This is a genomic window from Chryseobacterium sp. TB1-D10 (assembly GCF_059803555.1).
Genome location: NZ_JAPFHB010000005.1, coordinates 124,113 through 140,813 on the forward strand (window position 1 = coordinate 124,113; position 16,701 = coordinate 140,813).

A 16,701-nucleotide genomic window follows, 5' to 3' on the forward strand; every position below is an offset into this window, starting at 1 on the left:
CTATTTTTTAATAATTGATTCTAATTCTTCTATTCTTTTGTTCTGCTCTATAGCATGCAATGTTAGTTCTTCAACTTTCTTTAGGAGAAGTATGTTCATTTCTTTCAGTTCAATTCCATTTTTGATTGCTTCGTCTGTTGTGGGAACTTCTGGTAAATGACCATTGGTATTAATGTAATTTTCTACTTCCTTTAAAGGCATAAGTTTGTAATCTTTTGCAAAAACATAATCTGCCCAGCCATTTTCTGCTGCGATTTCTACCTTTACTTTTTCGGTTTTGATACCGTCTTTTACGAATAATCTATAATTATCACAACCAACACAAAAGGCTATAGTAGAAAGAGATGAAATGCCTGCGGAATTAAGTCCAATTCCTACTACACCATTTGTGAAGAGTCGCATTTTTTCGCTGTTGTTAGTTTTAAGAACTAATGCCCGATTATCAGTAGTTCCAATGAAATTAGTTCCTGCAGTAGTACCAGAATTCCCGGTTAAAGACCATTGTGCATTGACTGTTAATCCGCAAAGGATTCCCAATAAGATAATTGTTTTTTTCATGGTAAAATATTTATTTGTTTAATGATTCTCTAAATTATATCAATTTTTTAATGTTTAATAATTTTATTTTAATAGAATATTTAACAATATTAATAATTAATAGATTCGTAATGTTATATTAAGTATTGATTCATAAAATCTAAATGTATTAGTAATGATTAATAATAAAAAAAGCCACCTCGTTATTAACGAGGTGGCTTAAATATTAAGATAATTCTAAAGAATTATTTTTTGATTGCTTTGATAGACTGTATACTTCCGTCTTCCATTTTAAGGTTTACGATATATAGACCTGATTGAAGGTTGGAAAGGTTAAGTTCTGCAGATGGTGCAAGAGATTTAACTTCTCTACCAGCGATATCATTAACTGTTACAGATTTAACACCTTTTACATCAGAGATCTTAAGAACATCTGTGAATGGGTTAGGGTAAACAGAAAGCTTAGCCTTATTATTCGTTACATCATTGACAGCTAAAAGATCAAGATTGTTTGTAGCTTGTAGATTGATGTTGTCAAATAGTACTGTCGCAGCAACTGAATTGGTTGTTGGAGGTGTAGTTACACCAGGAATAGCTAAAACTTGAATGTTTGCCAAATTTGGAACTGCACCAACGCCAGCACCTTGATAAAATTCATCTAGTACCACCTGACTAGTATCTTCATTAACTATTTTATAAGCAATCTCTCCGGTTACGGAATCCCAAGCAATTCCAACTTTATACCAAGTTTCTGAATCTAATGGGGCATTAAAAGTGTATCCCCAATTTCCTACTGCCTGACCAGTTTGCCCATTGATTTCAGCAGGGTCAGAATATGCAATAAGGGTATGTTGTTTTGTAGCCATATTTATGGCAAAGCCAATTACGCATTTGTTTGCTGCTGAACCGTCCCATAGATAGATTCTACCAGTGTTTTGTGAAGTAGATGCAGCGCCAGTGTAAACATCAAATTCATATTTCAAAATATCATTACCAGGTGTTCTGGTGCCCCAAACAGAAGTTAGTTTGTTGTTTTGATTGATTTGTTTTGTTCCCACAGCACTTGCAGATCCAAGTATAGACAATACTTTTCCGTGTGTTGCATTATCATTTTGAACCTGAAAATTACTTGCTGCAGAGTTGGTTGCTGTATTAGGAGCTGTAATGTACCAGCCTCCTTGTCCGGGAGTGACACCCGTAATGTCTGTTCCCAGATTACCAAGTGTTGACGCTTCAAAATTATCAGTAAAAACTGATTGCCCAAAGAATAGTCCAGAGGCAGATGCCAGAAGGCAAGAGAATAGAATTTTTTTCATAATATTATAAATTTATTAAAACTGATACGAATATAAAATTTTTTTTGTTCTAAAAAAAGAATATTAACACTAAAAGCTGATAATGTATATTGATAACAAAAAAGCCCCCTCAATTGAGGGGGCTTCTATATTAAGATTATTCTAAAGTATTATTTTTTGATTGCTTTGAAAGATTTTACGCTTCCATCTTCCATTTTTAGATTTACAATGTATAAACCTGCTTTTAAATTAGAAAGATTAAGTTCTGCAGAAGGTGCAAGAGATTTAACTTCTCTTCCCGATACATCATTTACAGAAACAGATTTCACACCTTTTACATCAGAGATTTTAAGAACATCTGTAAAAGGATTAGGATATACAGAGATGCCAGCTTTATTTACATCAGATACTGCCATTGTAGGTCCTGCAATATTGATAGTGTAATCTTCTGTCTGCCCATAAGTTGTAGCGCCACAAGCTGGAGGAGTTGCAGATAGTAAATTCAATCTTACTCTCATACGTGTGTTACCTAATTTTGCAGATACAGGGATTGTAATATTTCCTGTAGATGTCCCGGTAGCGGTAGTAAGGATTACTCTTTCGCTATCAGCCAAGAAGCCGTCCTGATTATAATCTATCCAAACTGCAGTTACATTACCATTTCCTGCATTGAACATAGAGTGTCCAATAGAAATCGGGTAAAGCACACCTTGAGAAACATTTCCTACAGTAGATGTAAAGTCTTTATAACCTACATTGTTTGCAGGATCCGTAGTAGGTGATGTGTGTGCAATGTTTGAAAATGTAACACCTGAGATATTACCAAAATTATAGTTGGTATTTGTAGCAGATGCAGCACAATAGCTTACAGTACTATTTGTTGAGAAAGAAATTTCTGAACATCCTGTTGCATCACCATTAGCATTTGTAGGGATCACTTTAGCATATAAAGTAGAACTTGCAGGGAAAGCTACAGCCTGAGATGTACCTGTAACTGTACCATTGTAAAGATCTGAACCACCACTAGTAGTTCCTAAAGTTAATTTGTAAGCCGTTGCTCCTGCTGCTGCGTTCCAAGATAATGTAGAAGATCCAGCTCCTACTGTTGCTCCACTGGTAGGAGAAGTAAAGGTAGTACAGCTTGGAGGTAAAGGATTTTCCTGAAGAATCGTCAAATCATCCAAAAATAAGTTTAGAGTTCCTGTATATGTTGCAGGTCTTGTGATGTAAACTCCAATACCATATTGTTTTGTTGGATCTAATGCGCCTGCAGGTATTGTTCCAGATAGTGTAGTACAGTTAGTAATTGCAGCAGCCGTTAAAGTTACAGGTGTTCCAATTGCGGTAAAAGTAGCGTAATTGTTTGGTGTGGAGTCAGCCTTTTCGAAATAAGCTAACGTCATAGTACCTGTGAAGTTAAGTTGTTTTTTGTATTGTACAGAGACGTCAATTTTTTTTCCATTATTCGTCTGTCCACCTTGATAAACAGAAAGATCTATCGCGAAACCACCAGATAAGTTGGTTGCGCTATTTTGGAATTGTGTAATCCAGGAATTAGCAACGCTACAAGAGTTGGCTGCAGTCGAGTTAAGTCCTCCAATTCCAAACCAGGTAAATCCTTGAGTGTTTGTAGCTGAAAAATCTCCGCTTTCAAAATTAACATTTGCTGTGAATTGTGCATTTGCACCAATTCCTGCTGCTAAAAAGCATGATAGTAAAAATTTCTTCATAATTATTTAATTATATTTAACGTGCGACAAAAATAGACAATATTTTCAATAAATTAGCTTTCGGGATAAATTAAATATATTGATACCCGGATATTGTCGTAAAATAGATAATACTACATTTTAGATAAAAAAACCCGCTCAATTATTTGAGCGGGTTAAGTATTTATAATTCTGTAGAATTATTTTTTGATTACTTTGAAAGATTTTACGCTTCCGTCTTCCATTTTAAGATTTACAATGTATAAACCTGTTTTTAAGTTGGAAAGATTAAGTTCTGTAGAAGGCGCAAGAGATTTAACCTCTCTTCCAGACACATCATTTACAGAAATCGATTTAACACCTTTTACATCTGATATGTTAAGAACATCAGTAAATGGATTAGGATAAGCTGAGATACCTGATTTTTTTACATCAGATACTGCCAATGTTTCTTTGATCTCTACAGTATAATCTTCCACTTCTCCATAGGTAGCAATTCCACAAGCCGTATTGTAATTATTTCCTGCTGAATTGGTATATTTCACTCTCATACGAGTAACACCTAATGTTGCTGTTGTAGGAATAGCTATGCTTGCTGTATTAGTAATTGCACTTACAGGTACTGTTGTACGTTCTGTGGTATCACTGAAGGTTCCATCTTGGTTGTAATCTATCCAAACATAAGCAATGTCATCTGTATAATAGCCGGTTGTACTACCATTTGTAATGCTTACATTATAGGAAGTGTTAAGACGAAGTTCTGTTGGTGTTCCATTTGCTGTAAAATCTGTGTAAGCAGCACGAGCAGATGTATTATTTAATGTGTTAAGGGTTACATTCGTAATTGCTAAACCTGTGTTGCCATCAACTGTTCCGCTACCAGCACAATAAATGCCTGTTGTGAAAGAGAATTCTGTACATCCTGACGCATCTCCTGCAACATTATAAGGAACTACCTTTGCAAAATAAGTTGTAAAAGGAGAAAGATTTGTACTGAATGTAGTATTTGCAACACTTGTTCCATTAACGACAGTGTAGTCACCTGTAGTTGTTCCTACGTAAACCTTATATCCACTAGCGTTTGCTGCGGTAGCCCAGTTGAATGTAGTTGGTGTTGGGGAAACTACGGTAGAGCCACTTATTGGTGTAGATACAGTTGTACAGTTAGGAGCTACTGTAGGAGGAAGTGTAACAGCGACATCATCAAGATATAAATATGCTTGATCTGCTGCAGAATATGCGTTGAATCCAATGTAATAAGTTCCTGTTGTAGCAGGAGTAAAAGAAATTGTTTTAATAGAACTTGTTGCGTGATCTACATCTGGGTAATCTGCAAGGATATTTGTCATTGCAGTATTCACAGCGGAAGTACCATAAGCTACTTTCAATTTCTCTGTAAAATCAGTATTGGAACTTCCTGATCTAAATGTCAGTTGATAAGTAGTACCTCCAGTAAGAGCTAATCCAACTGTATAGAACCATGCGTTACCAGCATTAGTGCTATTATAAGCGTATCTTAAAGTATTTCCTGCGTTAAATCCAAAAGTAGCAGTTGCAAAATTATATGATGCCCAATTGTTTCCTAAACCTGCATTTTGAAAAACTGTACAAACTGGAGCAGCAGGTACGGTAAGGCTTTCAAAGTTTTCACTGTAAGGTATACTTACAGGTGCGCACGCTGTCGAAAAGTTTCTTTCAGCACATCCTGTATTAGTAATAGTTGCACTGTAAGAATTAACTGTGTAATAATATCTTTTACTTGGAGATAATACGCCTGAACTGAATGTGTAAGTGGTGACATTCCCTAAGTCTACATTATTTAGAATATTTGTAGCTCCAGGAGTTGTACCAACACTTAGCTTGTAGCCCGTAGCGTTATTAGCAGCTCCCCAAGTTATTGTTGGTGTTAAAGATTGAGAGGCGGCTCCAGCGGCTGGTGCGGAAACAACAGGGCAGTCTGGTGCCGAAGATGTCAAACCTAAAAAAGTAATTTTTGATTTTTGAGCACTTCTGGTTCCTGTCTGAGTAATATTGAGAGGATCTGGGTTTACAGTATCACTTCTATAATAAAGAGTAGAGTTAGCAGAACCTGCATATGAGTAAAATCTATTTGCCGATGCATCAAAATTCGCAGTATTCTCATCCACGGCTACAACCAGATTATCTGTATTGTTATAAGCGAAAGGTACCGCTAAAGTAACATCCACTATACCAGAAGCATTACTAACAGTTCCGGAAAAAACTTGAGTTAAAGCGCTAGATGAAACCGGAATCCAATCCGTTGTCGTTGCGAATGTAGTTTTAGTTGTATGTCCTAAATAGACAGTCCAGCTGGACGAGTTTGTTAAAACTGCTGCTGTTGGAAGGTAGAATCTAAGACCTGTTATGTTTCCAGCAACATCCGCTTTAATTTCAGATTTTAAGAAAATTTGCTGCACATAAGAATACCCGTAATTATTGTCTATGGGTACAGGTTGTCCTTGCGTGGTTGTTGCACCACCCAATGTAATCTGTGCATTTGCACCAATTCCCATGGCAACAAAGCACGTTAGTAAAAATTTCTTCATAATTATTTAATTTATATTAATCAGGCAAATGTAATAATTATAATTTAATAAAAAATACATTTAATTAATGATAATCTTTTCTTTTTAGAATTTTCATGGATTTTTTTTAAATTAAATAATACAGGTTTATAAAAAAAATCTACTCTTATCGCTAGAGTAGATTTTTTTTATCGTTTTCTTTTATTAGAGAAGATTTTTTTACTAAATACTTGGTGTTTTAGATCAATTCAGAAAAAATTCATAATTATTAATCTGATGTATTACTTCCAAAAGATCTTCATTAATATTGATATGATGCTTCATAGATACAACTTCCAAAACCGATTGGTCTTCTGGATTTTTAATGAAAAATTGAAGTTTCTGTTCCCCTTGATTCTCAATCAGTTTTTCTTTAAAGAATTCAATATCTGTTCTGCGTAAAGAATCCAATGGAACAACAATAGATAAGCTTCTTGCGAACTTGTCAAAGGCTTCTTTCAGTTCGAGAACATCATTTACGTTTACAAAGACACGTCCATCTTTTCCTTGTGAGAATTTGATTTTCATAATCACAAAACGTTGAACTTCCAATTTATCTTTCAGTCGCATATAATCTCTGTCGCCCAGACGGAAAGAGTATGAGCCGGTGTAATCTTCCACCATTACAAACGCCACTTTTTCCCCACTTCGGAAACCGTCAGCCACACGATATTCTGTAATCAGTCCGGAAACAGTATATTCTTTAGTATTGTCTTTTTCATTCATTTTGTCTTTCCAGCTCTTCTTTTCTTCAAAAAGTTCCGGTGCTTTTGGAGGAAAAGCCAGATCTTTGAAAGCTTCTACTTCATCAAGATTCAGGAAATTGAAATTTCCCTTTGGTTCTGCTTTTTTGCCGGATTCTTCGATGATCTCATCTTCCAGTCCAACTTCGTCAGAAACCAAAATATCAGGCACTTCTTCATCTGGCGTGCTGTCAGTTTCCAAAATCGGAATCACTTCATCAAGAACAGGAATTTCGTCTTTTTTCTCATCTAGGATAGCTTTTTTAGAAAGAACACCCTGCATAAATTTGAACTGATATTTGAACTCGTCCAAAGGATGCGCTGATAAATAGAATCCAATAATTTCCTTTTCTTTATTCAATTTATGCATATTTGGCCATTCCGCGCAAGACAAAAGTTTCGGTTGTTCGATCTGAACTTCCTCTGCGAAATCTGCAAAAAGAGAATTTTCCATTTCATTTTTACTGTCCTGGAAACTTTGTCCATAGCGCGAAAGTCTTTCGATATTGGTTCTTCCGGAAGCATCAATATCGAAATATTGTCCGCGGTGATAAGTGTCCAATTCGTCAAAAGCACCGGCGGTAACCAAACTTTCTGCCACTCTCTTATTTACTTGCGAAGGTGGAATTCTCTCAAAGAAATCATATATATTTTTGAATCTTCCGTTTTGTCTGATGGTTGCAATCGCTTCACTTGGACCTTCACCAATTCCTTTGATAGCGCCCAAGCCAAAACGGATCTGCCCTTTCTCATTTACCGAGAATTTATACTGAGATTCATTCACATCAGGACCCAAAACATCTACACCAATCGCTTTACAATCCTCCATAAACATTGTGATGGAAGCCGTGTTGTTAATGTTATTACTCATTACACTCGCCATATATTCTGCTGGATAATTGGCTTTCAGATAAGCGGTTTGATAAGCGATCCAGGCGTAACAAGTCGAGTGGGATTTGTTGAAGGCGTATTCTGCAAAGGCTTTCCAGTCATTCCAGATTTTCTCAAGTCTTTCTTCATCAAGGTTGTTTTTCCTTCCACCTTCAATGAATTTCGGGTACATTTTGTTCAGAACCTCGATCTGTTTTTTACCCATCGCTTTCCTCAAAGTATCAGCTTCACCTTTGGTAAAGTTGGCCAATTTCTGAGACAAAAGCATTACCTGTTCCTGATAAACCGTGATCCCATAAGTTTCTTCAAGGTATTCTTTGGTTTCCGGTAAATCGTAAATAATCTCTTCGGTTCCGTGTTTTCTATTAATGAAATTTGGGATATATTTAATAGGACCTGGACGATACAAGGCATTCATCGCAATCAGATCGGCGAAAACTGTTGGTTTCAATTCACGCATATATTTCTGCATTCCGGGACTCTCGTATTGGAAGATCCCGATTGTTCTTCCTTCTTTAAATAATTGATAAGTTTTTGCGTCATCCAACGGAATTTCATCTGGGTCGATATCAACGCCGTGACGTTCTTTTACAAGCTTCACCGCATCTTTGATAATGGTCAAAGTCCTTAAACCAAGGAAATCCATTTTCAACAGACCCGCATTTTCCGCCACCGAGTTATCGAACTGAGAGACCAAAATGTCCGCATCTTTCGCCGCAATCGTGATTGGAACCAAATTGCTCACAGGTTCCGGCGTAATGATCACACCACAAGCGTGGATTCCCGTATTTCGGATGCAGCCTTCCATTTTCTTGGCACTTTCCAAAACAGAAAATCTGGAATCGTCTGAATTGGAAAGGATGAATTTCATTTCATCAACCAATTGCTGATCTTCAGGTTTCAGTTTGTCATATTTTGAAAGTGCTTTCGCGATGTTCATTCCCGGACTTGGCGGAATCAATTTCGCAATCATATTCGTTTCCGGAATCGATAGATCGAGAACCCGGCCAGCATCTTTGATCGCCGATTTTCCTCCCAAAACAGAATAAGTGATAATTTGCGCAACCTGTTCCTGACCATATTTATCAACCACCCATTTGATGACTTTGTCACGTCCTTCATCATCAAAATCGATATCGATATCGGGCATCGAAACCCTTTCCGGATTCAGGAATCTCTCAAAAAGGAGATCGTATTTGATTGGGTCAACGTTGGTGATTTTAATGCAATAAGCAACTGCAGATCCAGCCGCTGATCCACGACCTGGCCCAACTGAAACGCCCATGTTTCGGGCTTCATTACAGAAATCCTGAACGATCAGGAAATAACCTGGATAACCCGTGTTGGCAATAACTTCCAACTCAAAATCCAATCGTTCCTGAATTTCAGGCGTAATAACCGGATAACGTTTATTCGCACCTTCATAAGTCAAATGTCGCAGATAAGCCATCTCGCCACGTTTTCCGCCATCAGCCTCATCTTCCGGGTCGATGAATTCTTCCGGAATGTCAAACTTCGGAAGCAAAACATCACGCTTCAAAGTATAAGGTTTGAACTTCGCTAAAAATTCCTCATAAGCTTCGAAAGCGTCTGGATAGTTAAGAAAAGCTTGCTTTAATTCATCTTGACTTTTGATGTAATATTCTTTGGTCGTCAAACCTTTTCTCTTGCCGAAACCTTTACCAATCGGTGTAGATTGTTTCTCACCGTCTTTGATACAACCTAAAATGTCCTGGATATTCGCATCGTCTTTATTGGTGTAATATGTTTCGTTTTGGGCTAATATTTTGACATTATATTTATCAGCAAATTGAAGTAAAACTTCATTCAAATGCTCTTCCTCAGGCAAATCATGATTCTGGATCTGAACATAAAAATCATCACCAAATTCCTCTTTCCACCATTGGAACAGTTCTTCACCTTTTTGTTCTCCGATATTTAGAATCGTATTTGGAATATCACCGTTGATCCCGGAAGTCAAGGCGATCAGTCCTTCTTTATATTGAGAGATCAATTCTCGGCTGATCCTTGGAACACCGAAATAAAAACCTTTCTGAAAACCAATACTGGAAAGTTTAATTAAGTTTTTATAACCATTGAAATCCTTGGCAAGCAAAACCATCTGCGTTCGTCTGTCTGGATCATCTTTGGTAAATTGTTTTTGCTCGTATCTGTTGGAAATGAAAAATTCGCAACCCACAATTGGAATCAACTGATCTGTACTAGGTTCTTCTTCATTGAATGTTTCTCCTTTTTCCTCGGCTTCCTGTTTTTTAGCCAAATATTCTTTATGCTTTTTAACTCTTCCAGAATTCGTGTCTTCAACCGCAGAAACAAATTTGAATGCGCCCATCATATTGCCAATATCTACGATTCCAACAGCAGCATAATTTTCATCAGTTGCTTTTTTAATCAAGTCATTGATGTTGGTCGTCGCCGTCAAAGTCGAGAAAACACTGTGATTATCAAAGTTGAAATATTTTCCAAGGTCAATGTCATCAATACTGCCAACATCGGATTGTTTTTTCTTGTTGTTGAAACTCGCAACCTGTCTTCTGATGACGATTCCGAAAGGTTTTATCGGATTTGGATTAAGTGTTTGAAATTCTTTTAACTGAGTTTCAGAAGTTTTCAAAACCTCAGTCGGGATTACTCCAATTCTCATCATTTCGAAGAAAACCTGAGCGGTTGCATTCACATCGGCTGCGGCATTGTGCGCTTCATCGAACTTGTGTCCGTATAGTTTTTCGTAAAGTTCTTCCAGTTTTGGCGATTTGAATTTTCCACCTCGTCCGCCAGCCAATTGGCAATAATCTGTTCCTAGGATCATCGTGTCAGCTCTCGGTTTTTCCTGAAGATTGTCTTTAATATTTTTTCTGAAAAATTCTGCCCCAACGATATTGTAATCGAATTCCACATTGTGTCCGGAAACGACTCTTACGTTATCCAAAGCTTTAGAAAATTCTATTAAGATTTCTTCCAAATCTCGACCTTCCTCATTGGCTATTTTAGTTGTAATTCCGTGGATTCTCGCGGCGTTGAACGGGATGTCATAACCTTCTGGTTTGATGATGTAATCCTGGTTTTCGATCAGGTTTCCGTTGTCGTCATGGATCTGCCAGGCAATCTGAACCATTCTTGGCCAGTTGTCTGAATCTGAGAGCGGTGCGTTGAAATTTTTAGGTAAACCTGTGGTTTCTGTATCGAAAACTAAGTACATCTACATTGTAATTTTGCGTAAAGTTAAGGTTTTAAACAGAGAAATAAAATGCTTTGGAAATCCGATTTTGTTAAATGTTCACAAAAAAGTTAATCCTGGTTAAATGTAATTTGTCGATCGGAATTAAATTTATTTTTGATGAAAAATAGCCTTTGAAAATATTTCTATTCTTTTGCTTTTTCCTTCTTTCGCAATATTTTTATTCTCAACAAATAAAAGGAAAAATTGTGTCCGATTCGGTTGCAGTTAATCAAGTTTTGATTATTAATATGAATTCAAATCAAAAAACTTATTCTAATTTTCAAGGTCAATTTATCATTAATATAAATATTGGCGATGAGATTAGGTTTGTAAAAGAAGGCTATGAAAGAAAAGTTTTGAGGATTAATAATTATGATGAAGTATTAATTAATCTAATAAAATTAGTGACGGAAATCGAAGAAGTGAAAGTCAAGAAAAAATTATCCGGTGATCTAGCAGCAGACTCAAAATTATTTAATGAAAACAAGAAAAAATTTGTTTTGAATAATGATTTGAAGGTTTATTTTAAAACTAAATCCAGTGAGGAATTAATGAAAGCAAGACACGACGAATTTGTGCAGCCAGTTGGTGGCGGAATAAGTTTTGGAAAAATTGATAACAAATGGACTTTACCGGATCTTGTGGAATGGCTTCAGGACAATCTGACGGATGATTATTTTATTTCAATCGGATTGATTTCTCAGGAAATTAATTCTTTTATTTTCTACTCGCTTCAGAGCTTTGGTACGAGAACTATTCTTAAATATGGCTATTGTACCGACGAAGATGTTGGGGATCTGAAATTACACTTCGAAACTTCATTTAATAAATTCAAAAATAAATAGTTAACATTTTTAAAACTTATTTTGATACAAGTATTTTTTATCTTTGTAAAAAGTTATTGAGATGAAAAAATATTTATTAAGTGCAGGATTGCTATTTTCTTTTTATTTTTCTAATGCTCAGGATCTTAAACTGAAAAATGAGTTTACGAAACAGAGATTGGACAATGAAAAGAAGCTAGATCAGTATTTTCAGAATAATCAAAATAGATATTCGCAAAAAGCTGTTGATAGTTTGAAACAGAATTTTGCAGGTTTTGCAGGTCAGATTCCGTTGTTTTATTCAACAGAAGAAACAAGAGCTAATGCTACTTCAAACATAGATGAGTTACAATCCGGTATTTCCGGTGCGTCTGCGGTAACTGGAAACGGAATTAAGATTACTCTTTTCGATTCCGGTCTTGTGGTAGCTGGTCATGAACAATTCGCAACAGGTAGAGCCATTAATAGAGAAGATGCATCAGTCCAGGTTCCGGGAGGTCCAACTGTTGCCGTCAGCGCCCATACAACCAATGTGAATAGTGTGCTGATTGCGAGTGGCGCAATCACAGGTAATGCTTCCGGATTTCCGAAATCTTATGCTAAAGGTGTTTTGCCATTGGGTACGACAGATAATTATATGTTTGCGAACACAGTACCATTAGGAAATCAATATGAAAAGTTGGCAACGCTTCCTAATTTGAATATTTCAAATCACTCTTACGGTGTTAATCTTGGATGGTTACTTTCCGGCAGTACATATTACTGGTATGGAAATTATGAACTGAATGCCCAAGATACTTACTCTGGTGCGTATTATGAAAATGATTATAATTTTGATAAAATAGTTTACGCACAGCCACAGCAAATTATTTTCAAATCAACCGGGAATTATTATGGTGTTGGTCCCGGACCCACATCTACCAAACTGAAATATAATACTGCAACAAGCTCCTGGATTCCTTTTGCGGCAGACGATGTGATTCCGCCAGCGAATTGCAGTCAGGGTTATAATTGCATAGGGTATGGCTCTTTGGCTAAGAATATTATAACGGTGGGCGCAGTTAATCAATTAACCACGCCGGGAAATAAATATACAACGTCTACTGATGTTGTAAAAGGAAGTTTCAGCAGTGCAGGTCCTAGAAAGGATGGTGCTGTGAAGCCAGATTTGACGGCTGTAGGTGTTAATATGTATATGGCAAATTCGGGCACGGGAACTTATACTGTTACATTTGGAACTTCTTTTGCCACGCCTATTGTTACCGGAATAGCAGGCGCACTGACTCAGATCCAAAGAGGAATTTCCGGGAACAACAATTTTATCTTCAACGCAGACGAAATGAAAGCGTTGCTCACGCATACGGCCAACGAAGCAGGAAGACCTGGCCCGGATGTTTGGTACGGTTGGGGATTGGTAGATGGTAAAAAAGCCGCACAGGTTTTAGTCAACAGACTGAATGAAGAATCTTATCTGGAAAGAGCAAATCTACAATCCAATGTTCCTTTTTCAAAAGAAATAAAAGCAACAGGTAACGAACCATTGAAAGTCAGTATCTCCTGGGTAGATCCTGCCATTGCATTTTTTACAAGTGATGCCGATATGCAGAATAATCATACTTCAAGAATCGTAAATGATTTAGATCTTCGTGTTGTAGAAGTCGGTTCCGGAACTATATTTTATCCTTGGAAACTTGACATAGCCAACCCAAATGCCAATGCCACAAAAGGTGATAATACAGTTGATAATGTAGAACAAATCGTCATTGACAGTCCGGTTGCAGATGGAATTTACAGAATAGAAGTCAGCAATAAAAACACTTTGGTAAATCAGGAAGGAAACACTGCATCACAAGACTTTGCTTGGGTGGCAACAGGAACTAAAAAGACTACTTTGGCTTCGGGTAATTTTGCTAAAAATGAATTGAAAATCTATCCTACCAAGACAAAAGATATTATTAATATCAATTCACTAAATGATATAGAAAGAGTGGCACTTTTTGATATGAATGGAAAATTGATTCTTGAAAATGTTAAAGCTTCAAAATCTCAAACTATTAATTTGAATAAATTTCCAAATGCTGTTTACATCTTAACAGTAAAAACTAAAACAGGAATCGTATCAAAGAAAATCATTAAAGAGTAATTCTTTAAACGATAATAAATAAAAAAGACACCAAATATTTGGTGTCTTTTTGCTTTTATGTGAACTGAGATTATATTGTAGATAATCTCAAAGTATTGGTTTTTCCACCATTGTGAACCGGCATTGCGTTCAGATTGATGACGAAATCTCCCTGCTCCACAAAACCGAAGTTATGTGTCAGCATATTCACCTGGATCACAGTTTCATCTGTAGATTTTTCCATATCATAATAGAATGCTCTTACACCCCAAAGTAGATTCAGCATTGTAATCACACGTTTGTTGTTACTGAAAACAATGATGTGAGAAGAAGGTCTGTGCGCAGAGATCTGGAAAGCCGTGTAACCGGAAGAGGTCAAAGTGACGATAGCTTCAGCTCCGGTAGATTTTGCAATATCCACTGCAGAACGGCAAACTTTATCTGTGATAAAACGTTCGTCTACACAGTTGATCTTTTCTTCGATCACGTGATTTAATTTTGAGTAAAGTGGCGTTTTCTCAATATTCTTAACGATTTTCGCCATATTTCTTACCACCTCTACAGGATATTTTCCAACGGAAGTTTCTCCGGAAAGCATCACAGCATCAGCACCATCAAGTACAGAGTTGGCAACATCATTTACCTCCGCTCTTGTTGGCGTAAGAATGTTGATCATGGTTTCCATCATCTGAGTTGCAATGATTACTGGTTTTGCATAAAGTCTTGCCTTGTTTACTAAGTTTTTCTGGATTACAGGAACTTGCTCCATAGGAACTTCAACACCTAGATCTCCTCTTGCAACCATCAGACAGTCACATTCCAACAAGATCTCATCGATGTTTTTCACACCTTCTGGTTTCTCGATTTTTGCAATGATTGGCGTTTTGGTTTTGTTCGTAGGATGTTTTGCCATCAATTCTTTTAGATCGATGATATCCTGAGCGTGGCGTACGAATGACAATGCAATCCAGTCAAATTCGTGATCCAACATAAAGTTTGCATCCTCAATATCTTTCTCCGTCAATGCAGGAAGAGAAACATCTGTATTAGGAAGATTAACTCCTTTTTTAGAACTCAACGGTCCACCTTGGATTGTTTTTGCTCTTACAGTATCTACATTATTAGTTTCAATAACTTCGAAAACCAATTTACCATCATCAATCAAGATTCTCTCTCCAACTTTTACATCCTGAGGAAATTTCTCATAAGTCATATAAACTTTCGTAGCGTCACCTTCCAGTTTTTCATTGGTAAAAGTTAAGATGTCTCCAGGATTAAGGAAAGATCCTTCTTTTACAACACCTACTCTTAATTTTGGTCCCTGAAGATCTCCAAGAATAGATACGGAGTAGCCATATTCTTTGTTGATTTCACGGATTATATTGACATTTTTCAGCACCAATTCGTAATCAGCGTGTGAAAAGTTTATTCTAAATACATCAACACCTGCCTGGATCATCTGGATCATCGTTTCTTTGCTGGAAGACGCTGGTCCTAGTGTTGCAATAATTTTTGTTTTCTTAAGGTTTTTATTCATAATATTGAATTAATTGATAAAGTTCTTCTTCAGAACTCAATGGATATTCCTGAGTTTGGAATACGAAATTTTCCGGAAGCAAAATTAACGAAAATTCCGCAAACATATCAGAATTAGTTAAAATGTAATCCACATCTTGATGCAGATTTAGTAAAAATTTAATATTTGATTCATCTGAAAAAAGCTGATTTTGCTCTTTTTTCTGAATTGAGACAATAGACTTGTTGGAAATGAAACTGAAACAGTTTTTGGAAGATTTGTCGTAAGCCTGATATCTGGAAAACGAATGGTCAAAAAACTCGCCTTTTAAATGGATATCATCAGCTCTTCTGAATTTGAAAGTATTGATGTCGTTGATGAAAAAAAACAATTCGTGCTCCGGGATTGGTTTTGCAAGTCTAATCAATCCGACGTTGATCTCTGATAGATCTTCCTCTAGTTTAAGATATTGTTTTTTGATGCTCAATAATATTTTCTTTCTTACTCAAAACGTAAAATGCGCGCTGTGCTGCTTTTTCTTCTGCTTTCTTTTTAGAAGTTTCTACCGCATTGGCAATTTTTTCATTGTGAAGCCAAACGTGACAACGGAAAACCGTGACTTTATTCGGTTGTATCTCTTCGCAGGTTTCATACTTGATCGGAATCTTTTTTTTCTGACTCCACTCCAATAATAAACCTTTGTAGCTAATAATCTTATTTTCTAATTTATTAATTGTGGAAGGTGTAAGAATCCTGTCCAGGACAATTTTCTTGCAAAATTCATAATCAATATCGAGATAAAGTGCGCCAATCAAAGCTTCCAAAAGATTTCCGGAGATGTTTTCACTCAGAATTGTCTGGCTGGTGTCAGCTTGTAAAAGACTGCTCAATTTTAGATCTTCTCCAAGTTTGTTTAGGTTTTTCCTGTTCACAATTTTGGACTTCATCTGCGTGAGAAATCCCTCGTTTTCATTTGGGTAAGTATGAAAAAGATGACAAGAAATAATGGTTCCTAAAACAGAATCCCCTAAAAACTCAAGACGTTCGTAATTTTTTTTATTCGTGCTTTTTGAAGAAGATTTCAAAGAGAATGCTTCTTTAAAAATTTCCAGATCGTGGATGTTATATCCTACGATGTTTGAAATATTTTTGCGAAAAAGAATATCTTTTTCCGAAAGTTTTTGTGCTCTGTTTTTAGGAAGGAATTTAGAAAAATAACCTTTCAACTCCATAAAAAC

10 protein-coding genes are annotated in these 16,701 nt (G+C 36.4%); 2 read left to right on the top strand and 8 right to left on the bottom strand.

From position 1 onward, the window contains the following. The 5 genes from OPU68_RS08530 to dnaE form a co-directional block, all read right to left on the bottom strand. The gene (locus OPU68_RS08530) at positions 1-558 is read right to left on the bottom strand and encodes a hypothetical protein (RefSeq protein ID WP_498473565.1); all 558 of its coding nucleotides are present in this window, start codon (positions 556-558) and stop codon (positions 1-3) included. Between the two features lie 224 nt (positions 559-782). Further along, the gene (locus OPU68_RS08535) at positions 783-1,853 is read right to left on the bottom strand and encodes a T9SS type A sorting domain-containing protein (protein WP_498473566.1); all 1,071 of its coding nucleotides are present in this window, start codon (positions 1,851-1,853) and stop codon (positions 783-785) included. 149 nt (positions 1,854-2,002) lie between these two features. Continuing rightward, on the bottom strand, positions 2,003-3,562 hold the full coding sequence (locus OPU68_RS08540) for a GEVED domain-containing protein (protein WP_498473567.1): 1,560 nt from the start codon (positions 3,560-3,562) through the stop codon (positions 2,003-2,005). A gap of 179 nt (positions 3,563-3,741) precedes the next feature. After that, on the bottom strand, positions 3,742-6,108 hold the full coding sequence (locus OPU68_RS08545) for a GEVED domain-containing protein (protein ID WP_498473568.1): 2,367 nt from the start codon (positions 6,106-6,108) through the stop codon (positions 3,742-3,744). 222 nt (positions 6,109-6,330) lie between these two features. After that, entirely contained in the window at positions 6,331-10,980 is a 4,650-nt protein-coding gene (dnaE, locus tag OPU68_RS08550; RefSeq protein ID WP_498473569.1) for a DNA polymerase III subunit alpha, read from the bottom strand. Positions 10,981-11,249: 269 nt separating this feature from the next. On the opposite strand from dnaE, the gene OPU68_RS08555 reads away from it, so the two are divergent. Both OPU68_RS08555 and OPU68_RS08560 read left to right on the top strand, forming a co-directional pair. Then, positions 11,250-11,846, top strand: coding sequence for a hypothetical protein (locus OPU68_RS08555; RefSeq protein WP_498473570.1), 597 nt, complete (start codon positions 11,250-11,252; stop codon positions 11,844-11,846). 61 nt (positions 11,847-11,907) lie between these two features. Further along, positions 11,908-13,968 (top strand): S8 family serine peptidase, encoded by a 2,061-nt coding sequence (locus OPU68_RS08560; protein ID WP_498473571.1) that lies wholly within the window; start codon positions 11,908-11,910, stop codon positions 13,966-13,968. A gap of 70 nt (positions 13,969-14,038) precedes the next feature. Here OPU68_RS08560 and pyk read toward each other — a convergent pair whose 3' ends face one another. Genes pyk through rnc form a run of 3 tightly spaced genes read right to left on the bottom strand, consistent with a single transcriptional unit; the run spans position 14,039 to position 16,695 of the window. Beyond that, entirely contained in the window at positions 14,039-15,484 is a 1,446-nt protein-coding gene (gene pyk / locus OPU68_RS08565; protein WP_498473572.1) for a pyruvate kinase, read from the bottom strand. Next, a complete protein-coding gene (locus OPU68_RS08570; protein ID WP_498473573.1) occupies positions 15,477-15,950 on the bottom strand; it encodes an IPExxxVDY family protein in 474 nt (157 codons plus the stop codon). Before OPU68_RS08570 ends, pyk begins: the two co-directional genes overlap by 8 nt. Further along, positions 15,925-16,695, bottom strand: coding sequence for a ribonuclease III (gene rnc, locus OPU68_RS08575; protein WP_498473574.1), 771 nt, complete (start codon positions 16,693-16,695; stop codon positions 15,925-15,927). The genes OPU68_RS08570 and rnc overlap by 26 nt, the downstream gene beginning before the upstream one ends. Positions 16,696-16,701: the final 6 nt, after the last annotated feature.